This window comes from Microbacterium sp. NPDC080220, assembly GCF_040686395.1.
GTDB lineage: Bacteria > Actinomycetota > Actinomycetes > Actinomycetales > Microbacteriaceae > Microbacterium > Microbacterium gawkjiense.
Genome location: NZ_JBFBOP010000004.1, coordinates 139,521 through 159,044, shown reverse-complemented (window position 1 = coordinate 159,044; position 19,524 = coordinate 139,521). Strand labels below are relative to the sequence as shown.

Below are 19,524 nucleotides of genomic sequence, written 5' to 3'. Positions count from 1 at the left end.
GAAGGACTCCCGGGTTCGGTCCGCCGACGACACGGCCGACGGACGGTGCGAGGTGCTGTGTGGCCCCAGTAAAGCGAGCGCGGTCGCGCTCGCCATGAAGGCGGTGTAACGGTTGTGTTAAGTCATGACTGAACACGCGCGGAGTCGGTCGCGCATACGATGGGTCGCGCACGAGGACCGGAGGATGCCGTGGAAGAGAGCCCCCTGCCCGCACAGATCGGTGCGCGACTGCGTCGGCTGCGGACGGCCTCGGGCCGCTCCCTCGCGTCGGTCGCACAGCAGCTCGGCATCTCGTCGAGCGCGCTGTCGCAGATCGAGACGGGCACGATGCGTCCCTCGGTCAACCGGCTCGTCGAGCTCGTCGCCGTGCTGGGCGCTCCCGTGTCGGCGATCTTCGATGATCTCGATCTGTTCGCACCCGACCTCGATCACGCCGCGGGCGACGTCGCCGAACCCCTCCCGGGGGTCCTCGTCACCGGGCCGGGCGAGGCTGCCCCCGCGCAGCTGGACCAGGACGTGGTCTACCGACGACTGTCGCCGGCGCCTCTTCCCGGCGTGGACTTCTTCGAGTCGATCTACCCGCCTGGCTCCGCGTCGAGCGCCGACGGTGCGATGCTCGTGCACGACGGTCTCGAGTCGGGCTACGTGCGCTCGGGCGAGCTCACGTTCGAGTTCACGGAAGGCGCCGTGCGGCTCGGAGCAGGCGGGTCGCTCTCGTTCGCGGCGTCTCGGCCGCACCGCGTCGTCAACCAGACGGCGGAGGTGGCCTCGGCGATCTGGCTGACGATCCTCCCGGCGCGCGGCGTCTGAACCCTGCGGCGTTTCACACGCCCGTTACGTGGGGGTAATCGCTCGCGTCACGTTAAGCAATAGCTTTAGAGGCGTGAAGACCGGTGAAGAGCAGGTGGATGGCGCGGACCTCGTGATCCGTGCGGAGCGCGCGTGGATCGACGGTGCGTTCCGCCCCGCCGAGGTCGTCGTGCGCGGCGGAGTCATCGCGGACGTCCGGGTGCCCCACGGTGCCCCGCGCGGAGCCGTCGAAGTGCCCGAAGACGCGGTCCTCCTCCCTGGTCTCGTCGACTCGCACGTGCACGTCAACGAACCCGGCCGCACCGAGTGGGAGGGCTTCCGCGCGGCGACCCTCGCCGCCGCCGCGGGCGGCGTGACGACCCTCGTCGACATGCCGCTCAACTCGATCCCGCCGACCACGACGACGGAGGCCCTCGCGATCAAGCGGGCGGCTGCCGCGGCATCCGCCTATGTCGACATCGGGTTCTGGGGCGGCGCGGTTCCGGAGAACCTCGGTGCGCTCGGGCCGGTCCACGACGCGGGGGTGTACGGGTTCAAGAGCTTCCTCGCGCCCAGCGGCGTCGACGAGTTCGGACACCTCGATCGCGCCCAGCTCGACCGGGCGATGGCCGAGGTCGCGGCGATCGGCTCGCGCCTGATCGTCCACGCGGAAGACCCCGACCTCCTCTCCGGTGACGGGTCGCTCGGGCGCGGCTACGCCGCCTTCCTCGCGTCGCGCCCGCCGGCGAGCGAAGAGGCTGCGATCGACGCCGTCATCGCCGCCGCGCGGCGTCACGGCGCACGCGCCCACATCCTGCACCTGAGTGACGCGCGCGCCCTTCCCGCGATCGCGGCCGCCAAGGCCGACGGCGTCGACCTCACCGTCGAGACCTGCCCGCACTACCTGACGATCACCGCCGAAGAGATCCCCGACGGCGCGAGCGAGTTCAAGTGCTGCCCGCCGATCCGCGAAGCGGGCAATCAGGAGCTGTTGTGGCAGGGCATCCTCGACGGAACGATCGACGCGATCGTGAGCGACCACTCGCCCTCCACCGTCGACCTCAAGCGGTCGGGGAACGGCGACTTCGGTCTCGCGTGGGGCGGCATCGCCGGCCTGCAGGTGGGGCTCTCGGCCGTCTGGACCGAGGCGCGCCGCCGCGGCATCCCGCTCGACACCCTCCTGCCGCTGTTCACGACCGGTCCCGCGCGCGTCGCGGGGCTGACGGGCGTCGGCGAGATCGTCGTCGGCGCGTCCGCGCACCTCGCGGTGTTCGGCCTCGACGACACCCTGCGCATCGAGGCGCGCGCCCTGCAGCACCGCAACCCCATCTCGGCCTACGACGGCAAGGTCCTCACCGGACGCGTGCGCCGCACGTGGCTGCGCGGGCAGAGTGTGTACGACGCGAGCGAAGGCGGCGCCGGCGAGGCGCCGTGGCTGAGGCGCCCACCGGCGGGCCGCCTCCTGTCGAGAGGAACGGCGTGAGCGAGATCCTGCAGCCCGGAGTCGGGCCCATCCCCGGCGACCACTACGTCGCCGCGTCGCCGCAGACGGTGATGTGGGGGAGGTTGCCGTGCGAGACGGATGCCCCGGTGCTGGCCGTTCCGGCCGGGGCGACCGTCACGTTCGACACCGTCAGCCACGAAGGCATCCTGCCTGATCAGGGGCAGGATCCGTTCGCCTACTTCACGGGACACGGGGTCGCGCCCGAGGCCGTGCTCACCGACGCGATCGAGATCGCGGCATCCGTCCCCCGCGACGCCGTCGCCGACGGTCCGCACGTCGTCACGGGTCCCGTCTTCGTTGAGGGAGCCGAGCCCGGCGACCTGCTCAAGATCACGGTCGTCGATCTCGCACCGCGCGTGCCGTACGGCGTCATTTCGAACCGGCACGGCAAGGGGGCCCTGCCCGGCACGCTGCCGCGCGGCCCCGAGAACGTCAGCGTCTTCACGCCGGTCGCCGGCGGCGCCGGACGCCTGCCGCTCGTCGAGGGAGGCGATCGCGTCGTGGGCTTCCCGCTCGCGCCGTTCCTCGGCACGATGGGCGTCGCCGTCGCGGGGCCGGAGCGCCCCCACTCGGTGCCGCCCGGCTCGCACGGCGGCAACATCGACATCAACCTGCTCGTCGAGGGCACGGTCCTGTACCTGCCCGTGCAGGTGCCCGGCGCCCTCGCCTACGTCGGCGACCCGCACTTCGCGCAGGGCGACGGCGAAGTCGCGCTGACGGCGCTCGAGGCATCCCTGCGCGCGACGCTGCGCTTCGAGGTCGTGCCGCGCGCCGAAGCGCTCGCCGCCTTCGGCGAGGTCACCGGCCCCCTCGTGCGGACGGACGAGTACCTCGTGCCGACGGGACTCGACCCCAACCTCAACGAGGCGATGCGCAAGGCCGTGCGCGCGGCGCTCGACCTGCTCGCGGCCCGCTACGGCATGGCCGAGCACCTCGCCTACGCGTACCTGTCGGCGGCCACCGACTTCGACATCTCGCAGGTCGTCGACATCGTGTGCGGTGTGCACGCCCGCATCCGCGAGGCCGACTTCGCCGGCGTCGCGAGGGCGGGCGACGCGTGACCGAGATCCCCGCCGACCTGCGCGCGGCGTTCGACGCGTACGAGGCCGCGATCCTCGCGAACGACCTCGATGCGCTGGATGCCGCGTTCGCGCCCGGCGCCGAGACGATGCGCGGCGACGGCGCGGGCCTGCTCGTCGGGCACGACACGATCAGCGCGTTCCGCGGCGTGCGCGCTGGGGTTCCGCCCCGCACGATCGAGCGCATCGAGTATCGCCCGCTGGCAGACGGCGTCGCGCTGCTCGTGTCGGTCTCGCGCTTCCGCGGTGGTGGCACGGGACTGCAGACGCAGGTCTGGGAGCGCCTCGACGGGCGCTGGCTCATCACGGCCGCCCACGTCACGCCGCGCGCGCAGGCGCTCGACCGGTCGGTCTGGCGATCGGTCGGTGACCCGCTGTTCCAGGGCGCGTGGGAGGGTCCGCTCGAGGGCCTCACGGTCGCCGTCAAGGACCTCTTCGCCATCAAGGGCTACCGCATCGGCGCGGGCAACCCCACCTACCTCGACTCGGCGCGCGCCGAGACGACGACGGCTCCCGCCGTGGGCGACCTGCTCCGCGGCGGCGCGTCGCTGCGCGGCATCGCCCGCACCGACGAGTTCGCGTACTCGATCGCGGGCGACAACGCGCATTACGGCACCCCGCCCAACGGAGCCCTCCCGGGGGCCCTGCCCGGCGGCTCGTCGAGTGGACCGGCGACCGCCGTCGCGACAGGCCAGGCCGACATCGGCCTCGCGACCGACACCGCCGGCAGCGTGCGCGTGCCCGCGTCGTACCAGGGGCTGTGGGGTCTGCGTACGACGCACGGCCTCGTGCCGCGGCAGGGTCTGCTGCCTCTCGCGCAGAGCTTCGACACCGTGGGCTGGCTGACGCGCGACGGCGCGACCCTGCAGCGCGTCGCGGACTGGTGCCTCAGCTACGACGGGTCGGACTCGACCGAGTCGGTCTTCGGTGAGTCCGGCGCCGACCTGCCCTGGCGCTTCGTCATCCCGGCCGAGGCGCTGGATGCCGCGGATGCCGCCACGCGCGCCGCGTTCGAGGCCCTCGTCGCGGCATCCGCTCTGCCCGTCGAAACCGCCTCGATCGGCGACCTCGACGACTACCTCGTGCCGTTCCGCACGGTGCAGGGCGCGGAGGCCTGGCGCAACAACGGCGACTGGCTGCGCGCGCACCCGGGCGCCACGGGTCCCGCCGTCGCAGACCGCTTCCGCGCGGCCGCTGCCGTCACGGCCGCCGACGAGGCCGCGGCCCGCACCGCCCTCGCCCCGCTGCGCGCACGGCTGACCGACCTCGTGACGGATGCCGTCCTGATCCTGCCGACCGCGCCCGGCCCTGCCCCCGCGCGCACGGCCGGCGGCGAGGGCATCGACGCCGTGCGCCAGGCGACGCTGCGGCTCACGACCCCCGCCGCCGTCGCGGGGCTGCCCGCCCTCTCGGTGCCGCTCCTGACGGTCGCCTCGCCCCTCGGGCCGGCCCCCGTCGGCGTCTGCCTCGTCGCGCGCTCCGGAACCGACATCGCCCTCGTGCGGCAGGGCCTCGCCCTGCACGCACTCACCACCGGAACGGAAGCACCATGACCACCGTCATCCCCGGCCCCATCGACCCGCCTGCGCGCCTGCTCATGGGCCCCGGCCCGATCTCGGCCTACCCGAGCGTGCTGCGCGCGATGTCGGCACCCCTCGTCGGGCAGTACGACCCGTTCATGACGACGGCGATGGCCGAGACGCAGGAGCTCTACCGCGTCGTCTGGAACACCACCAACGACGCGACCCTGCTCGTCGACGGCACGAGCCGCGCCGGCATCGAGGCGGCGATCGTCTCGCTCGTGCGCCCCGGCGACCGCGTGCTGGTCCCCGTCTTCGGCCGGTTCGGGCATCTGCTCGCCGAGATCGCCGAGCGCGCGCAGGCCGAGGTGCACACGATCGAGACCGAGTGGGGGCAGGTGTTCCCGGCATCCGTCATCGAGGAGGCGATCATCCGCGTCAAGCCCGCCCTGCTCGCCCTCGTGCAGGGCGACACCTCGACGACGATGAACCAGCCGCTCGAGGACATCGGCGCGATCTGCGCCCGCCACGGCGTGCTGTTCTATTCCGACGCCACCGCATCGCTCGGCGGCAACGCCTTCGATGCGGATGCGTGGGGGCTGGATGCCGCGACCGCCGGACTGCAGAAGTGCCTCGGCGGGCCGTCGGGCTCGTCGCCGATCACGCTGTCGGAGCGCGCCGTCGAGGTCATCCGCTCGCGCGGCCGCGTCGAGGCGGGCATCCGTGAGGCGGGCGATGTCGCGGCATCCGACTTCGTGCTGTCGAACTACTTCGACCTCGGCATGATCCTCGACTATTGGGGGCCGCGGCGGCTCAACCACCACACCGAGGCGACGAGCATGCTGTACGCGGCGCGCGAGTGCGCACGCGTGCTGCTGCTCGAGGGGCGCGACGAGGTCATCGCCCGGCACGAGCTCGCCGGGCGCGCAATGCTCGCGGGCGTGCGGGGCCTCGGCCTCGGCGTCTTCGGCGACGTCGCGCACAAGATGAACAACGTCGTCGCCGTCGAGATCCCGGAGGGCGTGCCGGGGGATGCCGCGCGTTCGGCCCTGCTCGAGGACTTCGGCATCGAGATCGGCACCTCGTTCGGACCCCTGCACGGCCGCGTCTGGCGCATCGGGACGATGGGCTACAACGCCCGGAAGGACGCCGTGCTCACGACGCTCGCCGCGCTCGAGGCCGTGCTGCGGCGGTTCGGGGCCTCCGTGCCCGCCGGTGGCGGTGTCGAGGCGGCCGCTGACGTCTACGCGGGGGCCGCGTGAGCGCTGCGTCCCGCCTGCTCACCGCGTCGCCGGATGCCGTGGCGGCAGCCGCGCGCCGCGTCATGGCGCGCTGCGACGAGCTCGCCCGCGTCACCGCGACGCCGGGGCGCATCGAGCGCGTCTACCTCTCGCCCGAGCACGCCCGCGTCAACCGCCTCGCCGCCGAATGGATGCGCGAGGTCGGCATGCGCACGTGGCAGGATGCCGCCGGCAACCAGGTCGGGCGGATCGAGGCGGCCGGCGACGCCTTCCCCGGTGGTCGAGTGCCGTCGCGGAGCGACGCGTCCCCCGGTGGTCGAGTGCCGGGCGTATCGAGACCATCCGACGCTCCCGCACTGCTGCTGGGGTCCCACCTCGACACGGTCATCGACGCGGGCCGGTTCGACGGCATCGCGGGCGTGCTCATCGCGCTCGAGGTCGTGCGGCTGCTGCGGGTGCCGGCCGACACCGGCTGGGCCGTGCCGCTACCGTTCCCGATCGAGGTCGTCGCCTTCTCGGACGAAGAAGGCACCCGGTTCGGCAAGGCGCTGCTGGGTTCGTCGGCGGTCGCCGGTTCGTGGAACGACGCGTGGTGGACGTTGACGGATGCCGACGGCGTGAGCCTGCGGCAGGCGTTCCTCGAGTTCGGACTCGACCCCGCGCGCATCGGCGAGGCGGCTCGCCGCCCCGATGAGCTCGTCGCCTACCTCGAGGCCCACATCGAGCAGGGCCCCGCGCTCGACCGCGCCGGCGAGCCCCTCGCGGTCGTGTCGTCGATCGCGTCGGCGCGCCGGTTCCAGCTCGTCGTCGAGGGCGAGGCGCGGCACGCCGGCGGCACTCCCTACGACATGCGCCGCGATGCCCTGCTGGGCGCAAGCGAAGCGGCGCTCGCCGTCGAGCGCGTGTGCGCCGCGGAGCACCACATCATCGGCACGGTGGGCCGGTTCGAGGCCTTCCCCGGTGCCGTCAACGTGATCCCCGGCGAAGTGCGGTTCTCGCTCGATCTGCGCGGCGAGTTCGATGGCGAACGCGACCGCGTGTGGGACCTGCTCTCGCGCGACCTCGACGAGATCATGGGTCGCCGCGGCCTGCGCTGGTCGGCGCGTGAGGTGCACAGCGCCCCGGCCGTGTTCTGCGCGCCGTTGCTGCAGGATGTCGTGGCCGCCGGCATCCGCGCGACACTGCCCGTGCGTTCGGATGCGACGCCGGTCCTCTTCAGCCCGGCCGGCCACGACGGCATGGCGCTCGGCGCGATCACCGACGTGGGGATGCTGTTCCTGCGCAACCCCGACGGCATCAGTCATCACCCCGACGAGTTCGTCTCGGCCGGTGACGTGGCCCACGGCATCCGCGCCCTCGCCGAATCGATCCTGCACCTCGCCGCCGAGCCGCGCTGACCCGCTGCCCGTGCAGCCCGCGGCCCGCGCCCGCCGCGTCAGGGCCGCACGGGCAGCGACAGCGCGCCGGTCATCTCAGCGCCGGGCGATGCCTCGCTCCGCGCCGGCGGCACGTAGTCGCGCAACCGGGCGAGGGCCTCGTCGGCCTCGGTCGCGACGACGAGCATGTCGGTGTAGCGAGGGTGGGTGAAGCCGCGGTCGCGCATGTTCGCGACGAACGCGAGCAGCGGGTCGAAGTAGCCGTCGATGTTGAGCAGGCCGACGGGCTTCTGATGGATGCCCAGCTGCGCCCACGTCCACTGCTCGGTGAGCTCCTCGAGCGTGCCCGGCCCGCCGGGGAGGGCCAGAAACGCGTCGGCCCGGTCGGCCATCATCATCTTGCGCTCGTGCATCGTGTCGACGATGACGAGTTCGGCGATGTTGTGGTTGACGGCCTCACGCGCCTGCAGCGCGCGCGGGATGACGCCCGTGACGTGCGCGCCGGCTGCCACCGCGGCATCCGCCACCGTGCCCATGAGCCCGACGTGCCCACCGCCGTAGACGAGGTTCATGCCGGCCCGGCCGATCGCGGTGCCGACCGCGCGGGCGGCGTCGACGTAGATCGGGTCGAACCCCGGCGAGGATCCGCAGAAGACCGTGACTGTGAACCGTTCCATGGATAGACGCTAGAACTCGCGTGTTTCCGGGGCGTGCCTGCGTGTTTCCAGGCCGTGACAGCGCGGAAACATCGCCCGGATACCGTGACGAGCATGTCTGTTCTGGTCACCCACGCGCGTCTCATCACGATCCCCGCCGGCACCGCCGACCCCGGGTACATCGAGGACGGCTGGATGCTCATCGGAGACGGTCGCATCGCGGCGATCGGCTCCGGGACCCCGGATGTCACCGCCGACGAGGTCCTCGACGTGGCGGGCAAGTTCGTCGCCCCCGGGTTCGTCTCCAGCCACTCGCACCTGTTCACGTCGGGGCTGCGAGGGCTCGGCGTCGCCGACACGCTCTACGGCTGGTGCGACTCGATGCTCGGCACGACGGCGCACATGACGCCCGAGCAGATGTACTGGTCGACCCTGCACGGCAGCCTCGACTTCCTCGGCAACGGCGTCACGACGGCCTACAACTTCACTGACCCGCTGCAGGCCTGGGAGTCGATGGTCGACGGCAAGCGCGCCGGCACCGCCGGCATCCGCGACCTCGAATACCACTTCCGACAGGCCGACGGCACGCGGGACGCCGGCATCCGCTTCGTCGATGCGACCGGCATGGACGTCACCGTCGGCACCGCGGACGAGGTGTTCGAGCGTTTCGCCGCCGAGGTAGCCCACACCCGGAGCATGGACCCCGACTTCGCACTCGGCTCATCGATCATGGGCCAGGTGCAGTGGTCGCCGCACCCGGATGCCGCGGAGTTCGAGGTGGAGGCGATGCGCCGCTACGGCGTCACCAACCAGGCGCACTTCCTCGAGTCGCCCGAGGCGATCGAGCACCAGCAGTCGAAGTTCGCGCTGTACCGAGATGCCGGGGCGCTGGGCCTCGGCCTCATGTTCGGGCACTTCATCCAGACGACCCCCGAGATCATCGAGCAGGCGGTCGCCGGCGGTGCGTCGATGTCGTGGCAACCGGCATCCAATGGTCGGCTCGCATCCGGCGTGGCGCGCGTGCCCGAGATGCTCGCGATGGGAATGAAGGTGGGCGTCGGGCTCGACGACCAGGCGTGCACCGACGTCAGCGACCCCTGGCAGAACATGCGCATGGGCATCTACATGCAGCGGGCGCGGACCAAGGACCCGCTGTCGATGATGCCCGAGCGGATGCTGCGCCTGCACACCCTCGGCGGCGCCGAGATCCTCGGGGTCGACGACCGGGTCGGCAGCCTCGAGGTGGGCAAGTTCGCCGACTTCGTCGTGGTCGACCCGCGTCGCCCCGACGTCGGACCGCTGTGGCATCCGGTGCGGTCCTACGTCCTCGCGATGAGCCCGCGCAACCTCGAGGCGGTCTACGTCGGCGGCGTCCTCGTCGACGAGGGCGGCGTGTCGACGAACCCGCTGGCCGTCGAGGCTTCGGCGAAGGTGCACGAGCTGCCCGCGGCCCTCCTGCCGCACCGCGGCCACCCGCACTGAGCGGCGGGCGGGTCGGCTCAGCGCGAGCCGGTCATGCCCATGCGGGTGAGGGCGACGTTCTCGAGGATCTGCACGAGGTTGTAGAGCACGAGCGTGATGACGGTGATCAGCGCGATCGAGGCCCACACCTGCGTGAACTGGGCCTGCGCGTTGAACTTGAGGATCGACCCGCCGATCCCCGTGCCGGTCGAGAGCCACTCGGCGAGCAGTGCTCCCGTGACGGCGCCGGGCACCGAGACGCGGGCTGCGGCGAAGACGCTGGGCAGCGCCCCCGGCAGGTTGACCTTGCGGAGGGTGGTGAACCGACCGCCGCCGAACACCCGCACGACGTCGACGCTCTGCTGGCTCGCCCGGCTCAGGCCGAACAGCACGTTGGCGAGAGCGGGGAAGAGCACCACGATGGTGCCGATGACCGCGACGGATGCCGGGGTTCCGCGCCCGGTGACCAGGATGATCACGGGCGCGATCGCGACGAGCGGGATCGTCCGCAGCAGCAGCACGAGCGGCATGACGCCGGCCTCGATCGACCGCGACAGGCTGAACAGGATCGCGGCGACGATCGCGACGCTCATGCCGACGACGAACCCGATGGCCGCGTCCGCGAGGGTCACCGCGACCAGCGGGAACATCTGATCGCGATGCTCGGCGGCATCCTCGTCGGTGAACAGGAATCCCCACACGTCGAGCGGACCCTTGGCGACGAAGGGCGAGATGCCGGTGAAGCTGACGACGGCCTGCCACAGCAGGAGCAGGACGGCGAGGGTGAGCGCGGCGCCTCCCAGTGAGCGCAGCAGCGTCCTCCCGAGAGCGCGACGGCGCTCGGCACGCAGTCGCGCCTGCGCGGCGGCGTGGGCGGCGTCCTCGGCCGCGGGCGCCGCGCCCGTCGGATGCGTGGTGTCGACCATCAGCGTGCCTTCCCCGAGACCCACGGCGTGACGAGCCGTACGAGCAGACCGAACAGGCCGTACGCGACGAGCGCGAAGACGGCCGTGAGCAGGAACACCGACCAGACGCCGGCGGAGTCGAGCTGACCCTGCAGGCGGATGAGCGTGGGCCCCACGCCCGCGGTGATGGAGCCGAGGTACTCGCCCAGGACCGCGCCGAGGAACGCGCTCGGCACCGCGATCTGCAGGGCGTTGAGGATCGCGGGGAGCGCGGCGATCAAGCGGACCTTCACAAGCTGGGTCCACGCGCCGCCGCCGAAGACGCGGACGACGTCGAGCGAGGCCTTGTCGGCCGAGGTGAACCCGAGGATCGAGCCGACCACCGTGGTGAAGACGCACACGAGCGCGGCCAGGAAGATCGCGGTCGGCGACGGGTCGCCGGGGTTCTTGGCTCCGCCGAGCACGACGATCGAGATGCCGCCGACGGCGACGATCGGCAGGCAGTAGGTGACGACGGCGATCTGCGACACGAGCAGCTCGAGGCGCGGGAACAGCAGCACGAGGGCCGCGAGCAGCAGGGCGATGCCGTTGCCCCAGAGGTAGCCGACGGCCGCGGCGGTGACCGTGGGCTGGAACACGTTCCAGGCGCCGGCGATGTTGCCCTGCACGATGAGCCAATCGAAGACCGCCCCCGGCGAGGGGACCGGAGTAAAGCTCGTCCCCTCCTGCGGGCGGAAGGCGGTCGCCGAGAACAGCCACCAGAGCAGCACGAGCGCGCCGCCGCCGAGGATCCCCGAAACCCAGCCCGGGAGGCCCCTGCGGGTCACGCTCACGCCTCCGCTTCGGCGCGCCCGTCGGCCCCGAACAGCAGCTCGGAGGCGCGGTCGACGTAGGCGTGGAACTCGGGGGTGCGCATCATGTCGGGCGTGCGGGGACGCGGCAGGTCGATCTCGAGGATCTCCTTGATCCGCCCCGGGCGCGGCGACATCACCGCGACGCGGTCGGCGAGGAAGATCGCCTCGCTGATCCCGTGGGTCACGAGGAGCGTCGTCGCGGGCTTCTCGGTCCAGATGCGCAGCAGCTCGAGGTTGAGGTTCTGCCGGGTCATGTCGTCGAGCGCACCGAACGGCTCGTCGAGTAGCAGTACCGACGGCTTGAGGACGAGCGCCCGGGCGATCGAGGCGCGCTGGCGCATGCCGCCCGAGAGCTGCGCCGGCTTCGCGTTCGCGAAGTCCGCGAGCCCGACGAGCTCGATCAGCTCGTCGACGTACGCCTTGTCGACCTTGCGACCGGCGACCTCGAAGGGCAGTTCGATGTTCTTGCGGATGCTGCGCCACGGCAGCAGGGCGTGGTCCTGGAACGCGATCCCGAGCTCGCTGCGGGCTCGCAACTGGTCGGGCGTCTGCCCGTCGACGAGCGCCACGCCCGAGGACGTGTGCTCGAGCGCGGCGAGGATCCGAAGGATTGTCGACTTGCCGCATCCGGACGGACCGAGCAGCGCGAGGAAGGAGCCCTTCTCGGTGTGCAGATCGGTGTCCTGCAGCGCGGTCAGGGTCTTGCCGCCGCGCAGCGGGAAGGTCTTGGAGACTCCGGTGATCCGGATGCCGGTTCCCGCGAGGGAACCGGCATCCAGGGTGTCAGTGGTGCTCATGACGGGTCGGCCTGCTCAGGGCAGGTACTCCTTCAGGTCGGGGTTCTCGGCGTAGATCTCGTCGATGATCGTCGTGTCGAACAGGTCGTCGGCCTCGAGCTCCCAGCCCGACGCGGCGAGCGACGTGAGGGTCTGCTCCTTCAGCTCGTCCGAGATCGTGAACAGGCCATTCGCCTCGGTCTCCTCGGTCGAGATGAGCTTGGCCTGAGCGGCGAGGCCCGCCTCGACCTTGGCGGGGTCCAGCTCGCCGAACGTCAGGTCGCCGGCGGCGGCGGACTCGTTGTAGTGCTCGATGACCTTCGCGACCGTGTCGTCCACGGGCTCGGTGAAGGTGTCGGTCCAGCCCTTGATCTCGGCGGTGAGGAACGCCTTGATGAGCTCACGGTTCTCGGCGAGGTACTGGTCGGTGACCGAGAACGTCTCGGCCACGTAGGGCAGGCCGTTGTCGGCGTAGGCGAGGTTCGTCACCTCGTACCCGGCCATCTCGACCGTGATGGCCTCGTTGGTGAGGTAGGCCATGAAGCCGTCGACCTCGCCGTTCATGAGCGGCGTCGGGTCGAAGTCCACCGGGACGATCTCGACCTCGCTCTCGTCGATGCCGTTCGCGGCGAGGAGAGCCTGGAACACCGAGGCGTTCGAGTCCTGCACGCCGATCTTCTTGCCCTTGAGGTCCTCGGGCGTCTCGATGTCGGCGCCGTCGGCGAGCGAGAGGATCGTGAAGGGGTTCTTCTGGAACGTCGCGCCGACGATCTTCAGCGGCGCGTCCTCCGTCGCGACGGCCGCGCCGATGGATGCCGCATCGCTGAGTGCGACCTGGACCGTGCCGGAGAGGAGCTTGGCGACGCCGGTGTCGGGGCCGGCGATGCCGGTGACCTCCGAGAAGCCGGCCTCGTCGTAGTAGCCGTTGTCGTAGGCGTAGAACTCGCCCGCGAACTCCTCGTTCTTGATCCAGGAGTACTGGACGCTGATCGAGCCGAAGTCGGCGGCCTCGCCGGAGCTCGACGCCTCTTCGGCGCTCGTGCCGGCGCAGGCGGACAGGGCGAGGGCGGCGGTGGCGGCCAGGGCGAGGACGGTTCCGCCGCGGCGGCGGGTGAGGTGAGGTGCGTGCATCGGGACTCCATCTGTGAGAGGTGCAGTCGTTACGCTAGACCGCTCGTATTTCCGGCTGACGGTCAGTCACGTTTCCGACGTGTGACGGCGAGTTCCCAGACCCGGTCGCGGGAGAACGGCTGCACGAACGGGCGGGCGCCGAGCGCCCGTGCGATGGCGTTCCCGATCGCCGGGGCGACGGGGTTGTAGGGCGATTCGCTCATCGACTTCGCCCCGAACGGCCCCAGGTCGTCGCTCGTGTCGGCGAAGAGGACCTCGGTCTCGGGGATGTCGGCCGGCTGCGGCATCCGGTACAGCCGGAGGACCGGCGTCGTCACGCGGCCCGTGTCCGCGTCGACCATGACCTCCTCGTACAGGGCGCTGCCGATCCCCTGCGCTACGCCGCCCTCGATCTGGCCGCGGCACTGCGCGGGGTTCATGACGAAGCCCGCGTCGGCGGCGTGCACCGACTGCAGGATCCGCACGACACCCGTCTCGGGATCCACGGCAACGCGCACCGCGTGCACGTTGAAGGCGAGCGAGCGCTGCTCGCCCAGTTCCCCGCCGTGCGCCGAGAGCTCGCCGTCGGCGGTGAGCGCGGCGAAGCCCACCGTGCCGCGGGGCGTGGACACGCCGGTCTCCGTCAGCACCGCTTCGTCGGGGTCGGTGCCGGTGAGCGAGGCGGCGCGCTCCCGCATCCGCCTCGCGAGGGCGAGGCACGCCGCGTGCAGGGCCTTGCCGGCGACGGTGATGCCGGCCGAGGCGAACGCTCCCGTGTCGTGCGCGACGGCGTCGGTGTCGGCCGTCCACAGCTCGAGGCGGTCGAAGGATGCCGCGAGGTCGGTCGCGGCGATCTGACGAAGCACCGTCGTCGTGCCGTTGCCGAACTCCGTGGTCCCGGTGCGCAGCAGGTACGTACCGTCCGGTCGGAGGGTGGCGCTCGAGTGCGCGATGTGGCCGAAGGGCGCCATCGTCGCGATCATGGCGGCGGCCACCCCTTCGCCGACCCGCCAGCCGGCGGGCGCCTCGACGCCGTTGCCGCGTCGGAGCGCGTCCTGGGCGAGGTCGAGGCACTGGTCGAAGCCGTAGCTGCCCCAGACCAGGTCGTCGTGGCCGGGGTCGTCGCCGGGGCGGATGGCGTTGCGCCGCCGCAGGTCGAACGGATCGATGCCCAGCCGCTCGGCCAGCATGTCCATCGCCGACTCGACGCCGAGCATCACCTGCCCCAGCCCGTACCCGCGGAAGGCGCCGGAGGGGACGTTGTTCGTGTAGACGGCCTCCGCCTCGATGCGCCGGGCGGGGAAGCGGTAGATCGTCGTGGATTCCGCGAGCGAGTGGAAGAGCACGCCGCGCGAGTGGTTGCCGTAGGCGCCGGTGTCGCTCAGGACATCGAGCTTGAGCGCCGTCAGCATGCCGTGCGCGTCGGCCCCGAGGTCGACCCGCACGCGCATCGGATGCCGCACGGAGGTGCGCTGGAACTCGTCCGCGCGGCTGAGCTCGTACGCCACGGGTCTCCCGGTGCTCAGCACGGCGAGGGCGACGAGGTCCTCGGCGAAGATCTCCTGCTTGCCGCCGAAGCCGCCGCCCACGCGGGCGGTGTGCACACGGACCTGCTCGCGGTCGAGGTCGAACAGCCGCGCGATCTCGTCGCGGGCGAGGAAGGGCACCTGGGTCGACGCGCGGATGACGAGCCGGCCGTCGTCGTCGAGCCAGCCGACGGCCCCGTGCGTCTCGAGCTGGGCGTGGCTCACGCGCGACGTGCGCCAGGTGCCGCCGACGACGACGGCGCTCGCCGCGAGGATGTCGTCGACGTCGTCGCCGGACTCGACCCGCAGCACGACGTTGCGCCCGGCGTCGTCGACCCTGTCGGCGGGCGTGCGGTCGGGGTGGATGAGCGGTGCCCCCGGGCGCCGGGCGGCCTCGGGGTCGAAGACGGCGTCGAGCAGCTCGTACCGCACGCGCACGAGCGCGCGTGCGGCGTCGGCGGCCTCGGCCGTCTCGGCGACCACTGCGGCGACGCGCTGCCCGACGTGGCGCACGACGTCGTCGAGCATGCGGGTGTCGTCGGGGTCGTCCTCACGGTGCTCGTGGCGTCCCGTCGAGTAGCGCCGGTCGGGCACGTCGCGGTGCGTGAACACAGCGACGACGCCGGGAACGGCGAGGGCCGCGGCCGTGTCGATCGACAGGATGCGGGCGTGCGCATGCGGGCTCGTCACGACCCGGAGGACGAGCGCGCCGGATGCCGGATGCCCCGGCGGCAGGTCGAAGGTGAACGGCTCGGTGCCCTGCACGACGCGGGCGGCGGCCTCGGGCCGCGTCGAGTGCCCCACCCGTTCCGGGGCGGGGCCGCTCTCGCAGGCGGGGCCGGTCTCGCGCACGGGCCCGAGCACCGCGGCCGTGATCGCCTCGCGGATGGGACGGTACCCCGTGCACCGGCACAGGTTGCCCTTCATCCGGCGATCGAGGTCGGGAAGGTCGCTCGCGCACAGCGTCGAGGCGGTCACGCTCATCCCCGGCGAGCAGAAGCCGCACTGGAACCCGAAACCGTCGGCGATCGCCTGCTGCACCGGATGCAGGTCATCGCCCGGCGCGAGTCCCGCCGCGGTGGTCACGCGCCTGCCCTCGGCGCGGACCGCCGGGATGAGGCAGGAGTGCACCGGGTCGCCGTCGAGCAGCACGCTGCACGCGCCGCAGTCGCCCGCATCGCAGCCCTTCTTCACCGAGGTGCGATCGGCCTCGCGCAGCAGGGTCCGCAGGCACTGGCCGGGGCGGGGCTCCGCCTCCACCGGCTCGCCGTCGACCTCGAACCTCATGCGCCCCCCTCGATCAGTTCCACGCGGATCCGCTCCGCGAGCACCCCGCTCACGCCCCGTCGCCAGTCGGCCGACCCGAGGGGGTCGGTGTAGTACCCGGATGCCGCGGCCACCGCGGCGGCCAGGGCTGCGGCATCCGGCATCTCCGCGAAGCGCAGCACGGTGGGCGTCCAGGTCGCGGCGGTGATCGTGAACACCGACGCACCGTCGGGCTCGACCCGCCCGGTGACGACGGCGCCCGACCGGCCGTGCTCGGCGAGGGCGATCTTGCGCAGCAGCGCACGCGAGCGCAGCGCCTCGGCCGGCAGCCGGACCGCGCGCAGCACGTCGCCGCGGGCGAGCACGTTCGTGCCGTCGCCGGTGACGAGTTCGGCGACGGGGATGCGGCGCTCGCCGCCGTCCGCCGTCCAGACCTCCGCGACGCCGTCCAGGGCGACGCACAGCGAGACCATCGCGGCGGCGGCGAAGGAGCGGCAGAGGTTCCCGCCGACGGTGGCGGTGTTCCAGATCTTGAACGAGGCGAGCAGGGCGTTCGCGGCATCCGGCACGATCGCGGCTGCGCGCCAGTCCGCGGGGACGGGCAGCGCAGGGAGGCGGCCCTCCGCCCAGGCGACGAGCCGGGCAATCGTGCAGGTGGCGGCGATGCGCAGCCCACTCGCATCGATCTCGAGGTCGGGCCACCCCAGGGTCGTCAGGTCGACGAAGCCGGTCGTGCCCGGCTGCGGTTCGCTCATGAGCCAGGTGCCGCCGGCGATGACGACCTCTCCGGGCGCGAGCGCGAGGTCGCCGCGGTCGCGTGCGCGGCGATAGGAGGTGACGGACGTGATGTCCACGGCGGCCTCCGATCCCGGGTCCCGGTCGGGGCTCGGCCGGGGATCGCTCGATCGAACCACTCGGTCGTTTCCGCGGTGTTTCATGCGTTCGAAACGATGGCGCAACGCGGCGGTGCCGGCGCCGTCCTACCGTTGCCGGATGCAGGAGATCCTCGAAGCCGCCGCCGACTGGGCGCGCGCGGGGCGTGCATTCGCCGTCGCGACGGTGATCGCGGTGGCCGGCAGCGCGCCGCGCGAGATCGGGGCGAGCATGGTCGTCTCGGCCGACGGCGACCTGTTCGGCAACGTCTCGGCGGGCTGCGTCGAGGGCGCCGTCTACGGCACCTCGCTCGAGGTCATCGCCGACGGAGCGCCCGTCGTGGAGCGCTTCGGCTACAGCGACGCCGATGCGATCGAGATCGGGCTCACGTGCGGCGGCGTCGTCGAGGTGCTCGTGCGCCGCATCCTTCCCGGCTCGGCGGAGGCCCGCGAGCTCATCCTGCTCGCGGAGCGGGATGCCGCCGGCATTCCCACCCGGTTCGACCTCGCCCTCTCGGGGGCGCACCTCGGGCACGGCCGCATCGTCGACGTCGACTCGGCGCCCGATCCGACGGCCCTGTCGGTCGTGGTGGGAGCGCAGCCGCGGCTGATCGTCGTCGGCGCCGTCGAGTTCGCCGTCGCCCTCACGCGCCTGGGTGTCGCCGCGGGCATGCGGGTCACCATCGTCGACGGGCGCGCCGTCTTCGCGACCGCCGCCCGCTTCCCCGGGGCGGAGGTCGTCGTCGACCGTCCCGGCCGCTACCTCGCGGCGCAGCGCCTCGTCCCGCGCGACGCGGTCTGCGTGCTCAGCCACGACCCCAAGTTCGACGTCCCCGCCCTCCAGGCCGCCCTCGCCTCCGCGGCCGGCTACGTCGGGGCGATGGGGAGCCGGCGCACGCACGACGACCGTGCTCGACGCCTCCGCGAGGCAGGCGTCCGGGACGACGCGCTCGCGAGGCTGCGCTCTCCCCTGGGACTCGACCTCGGCGGCCGGACGCCGGCCGAGACCGCGCTGTCGATCCTCGCCGAGATCGTCGCCGACCGGCACGGAGCCAGCGGGATGCGGTTGACCGAGCGCTCCGGGCCGGTCCACGCCGGGACGGTCGTGTCCTGATGCGGGTGCGGGGCGTCGTCCTCGCCGCCGGCGCCGGCACGCGCTACGGGCATCCCAAGGTGCTGGCCCGCACCGACGACGGCACCCCGTGGGTGACCCGCGTCGCCGAGGCGCTCGCCGCCGGCGGCTGCGACGAGGTCGGCGTCCTGCTGGGAGCACGCGCCGAGGAGGCCCTTCCGTTGGTGCCGCGTCGGTGCGACGTCACCGTCGTCCCCGACTGGCGACGCGGTGTCTCGGCCACCGTGCGGCGGGCCCTCGCGGCGGCGGCGGACTCGACGGCCGATGCGCTGCTGGTCGTTCCCGTCGATGTGCCGGGGCTCCCGGCATCCGTCTGTCGCCGCATCGTCGCGTCGGCGATCGGACCGGCCGCGCTCGTCCGAGCCGGATTCGACGGGATGCCGGGGCACCCCGTGCTGATCGGGCGCGACCACTGGGCCGAGCTCGCCGCCGCAGTGACGGGTGACCGCGGCGCCGGACCCCTCCTCGCGGCGCGCGGGGCGCTCGTCGTGGAGTGCGGTGACCTGTGGGACGGCGCCGACACCGACCTTCCGCAGCCGATCAGCCGCCGATGACGATGTTCTCCGGCCGCTCGCCGGCCAGGACGTGGGCGATCTGACGCCGGAGGAGCGCGACCATCCGGGGCCGCATGGCGCTGCTCGCCCCGCCGACGTGCGGCGAGATCAGCACCCCGTCGTTCCGCCACAGGGGGTGGTCCGCGGGCAGCGGCTCGGGGTCGGTGACGTCGAGCGCGGCGCGGATGCGCCCGGCCGCGGTGTGGCGCACCAGTGCGTCGGTGTCGATGAGCGGGCCGCGGCCGACGTTGACGACGAGCGCGCCGTCGGGCAGAGCGGCGAGCTCTGCGTCGCCGACGATGTGCCGCGTCGCATCGCCGCCGGGGAGGGACACGATCATGATGTCGGTCGTCGGCAGGAGGTCCCCCAGCTCGTCGATGCCGTGCACGTGGACGCCGTCCTCGTCGCGGGCCCGTGAGGCGACCGGGACGATCTCGACCTCGAACGGGGCGAGTCGGGCGGCGATCGCGGTGCCGACGCCGCCGTAGCCGAGGAGCAGGACGCGGCGGTCGGCGAGGCTGTCGGTGAGGACGGGGTTCCACCGGCCCTCTCGCCCGTCGACGGCGAACCTGTCGATGCGACGCTGCGACGCGAGCACCAGACCCACCGCGAGTTCGGCCGTGGAGGTCTCGTGCACCGTGGTGGCGTTGGCGAAGACGGTGCCGGGCGGGAGCTTGTCGGCGATGCCCTCATAGCCGATCGCCTGTCCCTGCACGAGGCCGATCTCGACGCCGGCCAGACGATCGAAGGTGACGTCCGACATGTAGGGCGGCACGACGATGTCGATCCGTGGGCGCGGCGCGGGGGTGTCCAACGCCCAGACGATCACCTCGACGCCGTCGGGCACGGGGGCGAGGTCCGCGGCGAGACCCGCGGTCGGGACGGTCACGACGAGGGTCATCC

The 19,524-nt window shown here is 72.5% G+C and carries 17 protein-coding genes; 9 read left to right on the top strand and 8 right to left on the bottom strand.

What is annotated here, in order from left to right:
• Nucleotides 1-189: 189 nt before the first annotated feature.
• From AB0P29_RS08450 to AB0P29_RS08425, 6 genes are all read left to right on the top strand, one after another.
• Entirely contained in the window at nt 190-810 is a 621-nt protein-coding gene (locus tag AB0P29_RS08450; RefSeq protein ID WP_311286567.1) for an XRE family transcriptional regulator, read from the top strand.
• Between the two features lie 73 nt (nt 811-883).
• Nucleotides 884-2,272, top strand: a complete 1,389-nt coding sequence (allB, locus tag AB0P29_RS08445; RefSeq protein WP_363379384.1) for an allantoinase AllB — start codon at nt 884-886, stop codon at nt 2,270-2,272.
• Nucleotides 2,269-3,354 carry an acetamidase/formamidase family protein gene (locus AB0P29_RS08440; protein ID WP_359919017.1) on the top strand — a complete coding sequence of 362 codons (1,086 nt, stop codon included), beginning with the start codon at nt 2,269-2,271 and terminating at the stop codon, nt 3,352-3,354. Before allB ends, AB0P29_RS08440 begins: the two co-directional genes overlap by 4 nt.
• On the top strand, nt 3,351-4,925 hold the full coding sequence (locus AB0P29_RS08435; protein WP_359919015.1) for an AtzH-like domain-containing protein: 1,575 nt from the start codon (nt 3,351-3,353) through the stop codon (nt 4,923-4,925). Before AB0P29_RS08440 ends, AB0P29_RS08435 begins: the two co-directional genes overlap by 4 nt.
• Nucleotides 4,922-6,154: an alanine--glyoxylate aminotransferase family protein gene (locus AB0P29_RS08430; protein ID WP_311286563.1), complete on the top strand. Its 1,233-nt coding sequence runs from the start codon at nt 4,922-4,924 to the stop codon at nt 6,152-6,154. The genes AB0P29_RS08435 and AB0P29_RS08430 overlap by 4 nt, the downstream gene beginning before the upstream one ends.
• Entirely contained in the window at nt 6,151-7,530 is a 1,380-nt protein-coding gene (locus tag AB0P29_RS08425) for a Zn-dependent hydrolase (RefSeq protein ID WP_311286562.1), read from the top strand. Before AB0P29_RS08430 ends, AB0P29_RS08425 begins: the two co-directional genes overlap by 4 nt.
• Before the next feature lie 38 nt (nt 7,531-7,568).
• Here the strand turns inward: AB0P29_RS08425 and AB0P29_RS08420 are convergent, their stop codons facing one another.
• Complete coding sequence (locus tag AB0P29_RS08420) at nt 7,569-8,186, bottom strand: TIGR00730 family Rossman fold protein (RefSeq protein WP_287270402.1); 618 nt, start codon at nt 8,184-8,186, stop codon at nt 7,569-7,571.
• Between the two features lie 93 nt (nt 8,187-8,279).
• On the opposite strand from AB0P29_RS08420, the gene AB0P29_RS08415 reads away from it, so the two are divergent.
• The gene (locus tag AB0P29_RS08415) at nt 8,280-9,647 is read left to right on the top strand and encodes an amidohydrolase family protein (protein WP_363379383.1); all 1,368 of its coding nucleotides are present in this window, start codon (nt 8,280-8,282) and stop codon (nt 9,645-9,647) included.
• Nucleotides 9,648-9,664: 17 nt separating this feature from the next.
• Here the strand turns inward: AB0P29_RS08415 and AB0P29_RS08410 are convergent, their stop codons facing one another.
• From AB0P29_RS08410 to AB0P29_RS08385, 6 genes are all read right to left on the bottom strand, one after another.
• Entirely contained in the window at nt 9,665-10,552 is an 888-nt protein-coding gene (locus AB0P29_RS08410; protein ID WP_311286560.1) for an ABC transporter permease subunit, read from the bottom strand.
• A complete protein-coding gene (locus tag AB0P29_RS08405) occupies nt 10,552-11,358 on the bottom strand; it encodes an ABC transporter permease subunit (RefSeq protein ID WP_311286559.1) in 807 nt (268 codons plus the stop codon). The genes AB0P29_RS08410 and AB0P29_RS08405 overlap by 1 nt, the downstream gene beginning before the upstream one ends.
• 2 nt (nt 11,359-11,360) lie before the next feature.
• Complete coding sequence (locus AB0P29_RS08400; RefSeq protein WP_363379382.1) at nt 11,361-12,182, bottom strand: ABC transporter ATP-binding protein; 822 nt, start codon at nt 12,180-12,182, stop codon at nt 11,361-11,363.
• 15 nt (nt 12,183-12,197) lie between these two features.
• The gene (locus tag AB0P29_RS08395) at nt 12,198-13,292 is read right to left on the bottom strand and encodes an ABC transporter substrate-binding protein (protein WP_363379381.1); all 1,095 of its coding nucleotides are present in this window, start codon (nt 13,290-13,292) and stop codon (nt 12,198-12,200) included.
• Nucleotides 13,293-13,354: 62 nt separating this feature from the next.
• Complete coding sequence (locus AB0P29_RS08390) at nt 13,355-16,084, bottom strand: molybdopterin cofactor-binding domain-containing protein (RefSeq protein ID WP_363379380.1); 2,730 nt, start codon at nt 16,082-16,084, stop codon at nt 13,355-13,357.
• Nucleotides 16,081-16,917: an FAD binding domain-containing protein gene (locus AB0P29_RS08385; RefSeq protein ID WP_359919004.1), complete on the bottom strand. Its 837-nt coding sequence runs from the start codon at nt 16,915-16,917 to the stop codon at nt 16,081-16,083. The genes AB0P29_RS08390 and AB0P29_RS08385 overlap by 4 nt, the downstream gene beginning before the upstream one ends.
• A gap of 139 nt (nt 16,918-17,056) precedes the next feature.
• On the opposite strand from AB0P29_RS08385, the gene AB0P29_RS08380 reads away from it, so the two are divergent.
• Entirely contained in the window at nt 17,057-18,049 is a 993-nt protein-coding gene (locus tag AB0P29_RS08380; RefSeq protein WP_363379379.1) for an XdhC family protein, read from the top strand.
• Complete coding sequence (locus AB0P29_RS08375) at nt 18,049-18,621, top strand: NTP transferase domain-containing protein (protein ID WP_359919001.1); 573 nt, start codon at nt 18,049-18,051, stop codon at nt 18,619-18,621. Before AB0P29_RS08380 ends, AB0P29_RS08375 begins: the two co-directional genes overlap by 1 nt.
• Here AB0P29_RS08375 and AB0P29_RS08370 read toward each other — a convergent pair.
• On the bottom strand, nt 18,608-19,522 hold the full coding sequence (locus AB0P29_RS08370) for a 2-hydroxyacid dehydrogenase (protein ID WP_359918999.1): 915 nt from the start codon (nt 19,520-19,522) through the stop codon (nt 18,608-18,610). The genes AB0P29_RS08375 and AB0P29_RS08370 overlap by 14 nt on opposite strands.
• Between the last annotated feature and the right edge of the window lie 2 nt (nt 19,523-19,524).

Bases quoted from the DNA above. Each gene is read 5' to 3' on its own strand.
- AB0P29_RS08430 (WP_311286563.1), top strand. From the start codon at position 4,922: ATGACCACCGTCATCCCCGGCCCCATCGACCCGCCTGCGCGCCTGCTC.
- AB0P29_RS08380 (WP_363379379.1), top strand. From the start codon at position 17,057: ATGCAGGAGATCCTCGAAGCCGCCGCCGACTGGGCGCGCGCGGGGCGT.
- AB0P29_RS08415 (WP_363379383.1), top strand. From the start codon at position 8,280: ATGTCTGTTCTGGTCACCCACGCGCGTCTCATCACGATCCCCGCCGGC.
- AB0P29_RS08370 (WP_359918999.1), bottom strand. From the start codon at position 19,522: ATGACCCTCGTCGTGACCGTCCCGACCGCGGGTCTCGCCGCGGACCTC.
- AB0P29_RS08420 (WP_287270402.1), bottom strand. From the start codon at position 8,186: ATGGAACGGTTCACAGTCACGGTCTTCTGCGGATCCTCGCCGGGGTTC.
- AB0P29_RS08390 (WP_363379380.1), bottom strand. From the start codon at position 16,084: ATGAGGTTCGAGGTCGACGGCGAGCCGGTGGAGGCGGAGCCCCGCCCC.
- AB0P29_RS08400 (WP_363379382.1), bottom strand. From the start codon at position 12,182: ATGAGCACCACTGACACCCTGGATGCCGGTTCCCTCGCGGGAACCGGC.
- AB0P29_RS08410 (WP_311286560.1), bottom strand. From the start codon at position 10,552: ATGGTCGACACCACGCATCCGACGGGCGCGGCGCCCGCGGCCGAGGAC.
- AB0P29_RS08395 (WP_363379381.1), bottom strand. From the start codon at position 13,292: ATGCACGCACCTCACCTCACCCGCCGCCGCGGCGGAACCGTCCTCGCC.
- AB0P29_RS08375 (WP_359919001.1), top strand. From the start codon at position 18,049: ATGCGGGTGCGGGGCGTCGTCCTCGCCGCCGGCGCCGGCACGCGCTAC.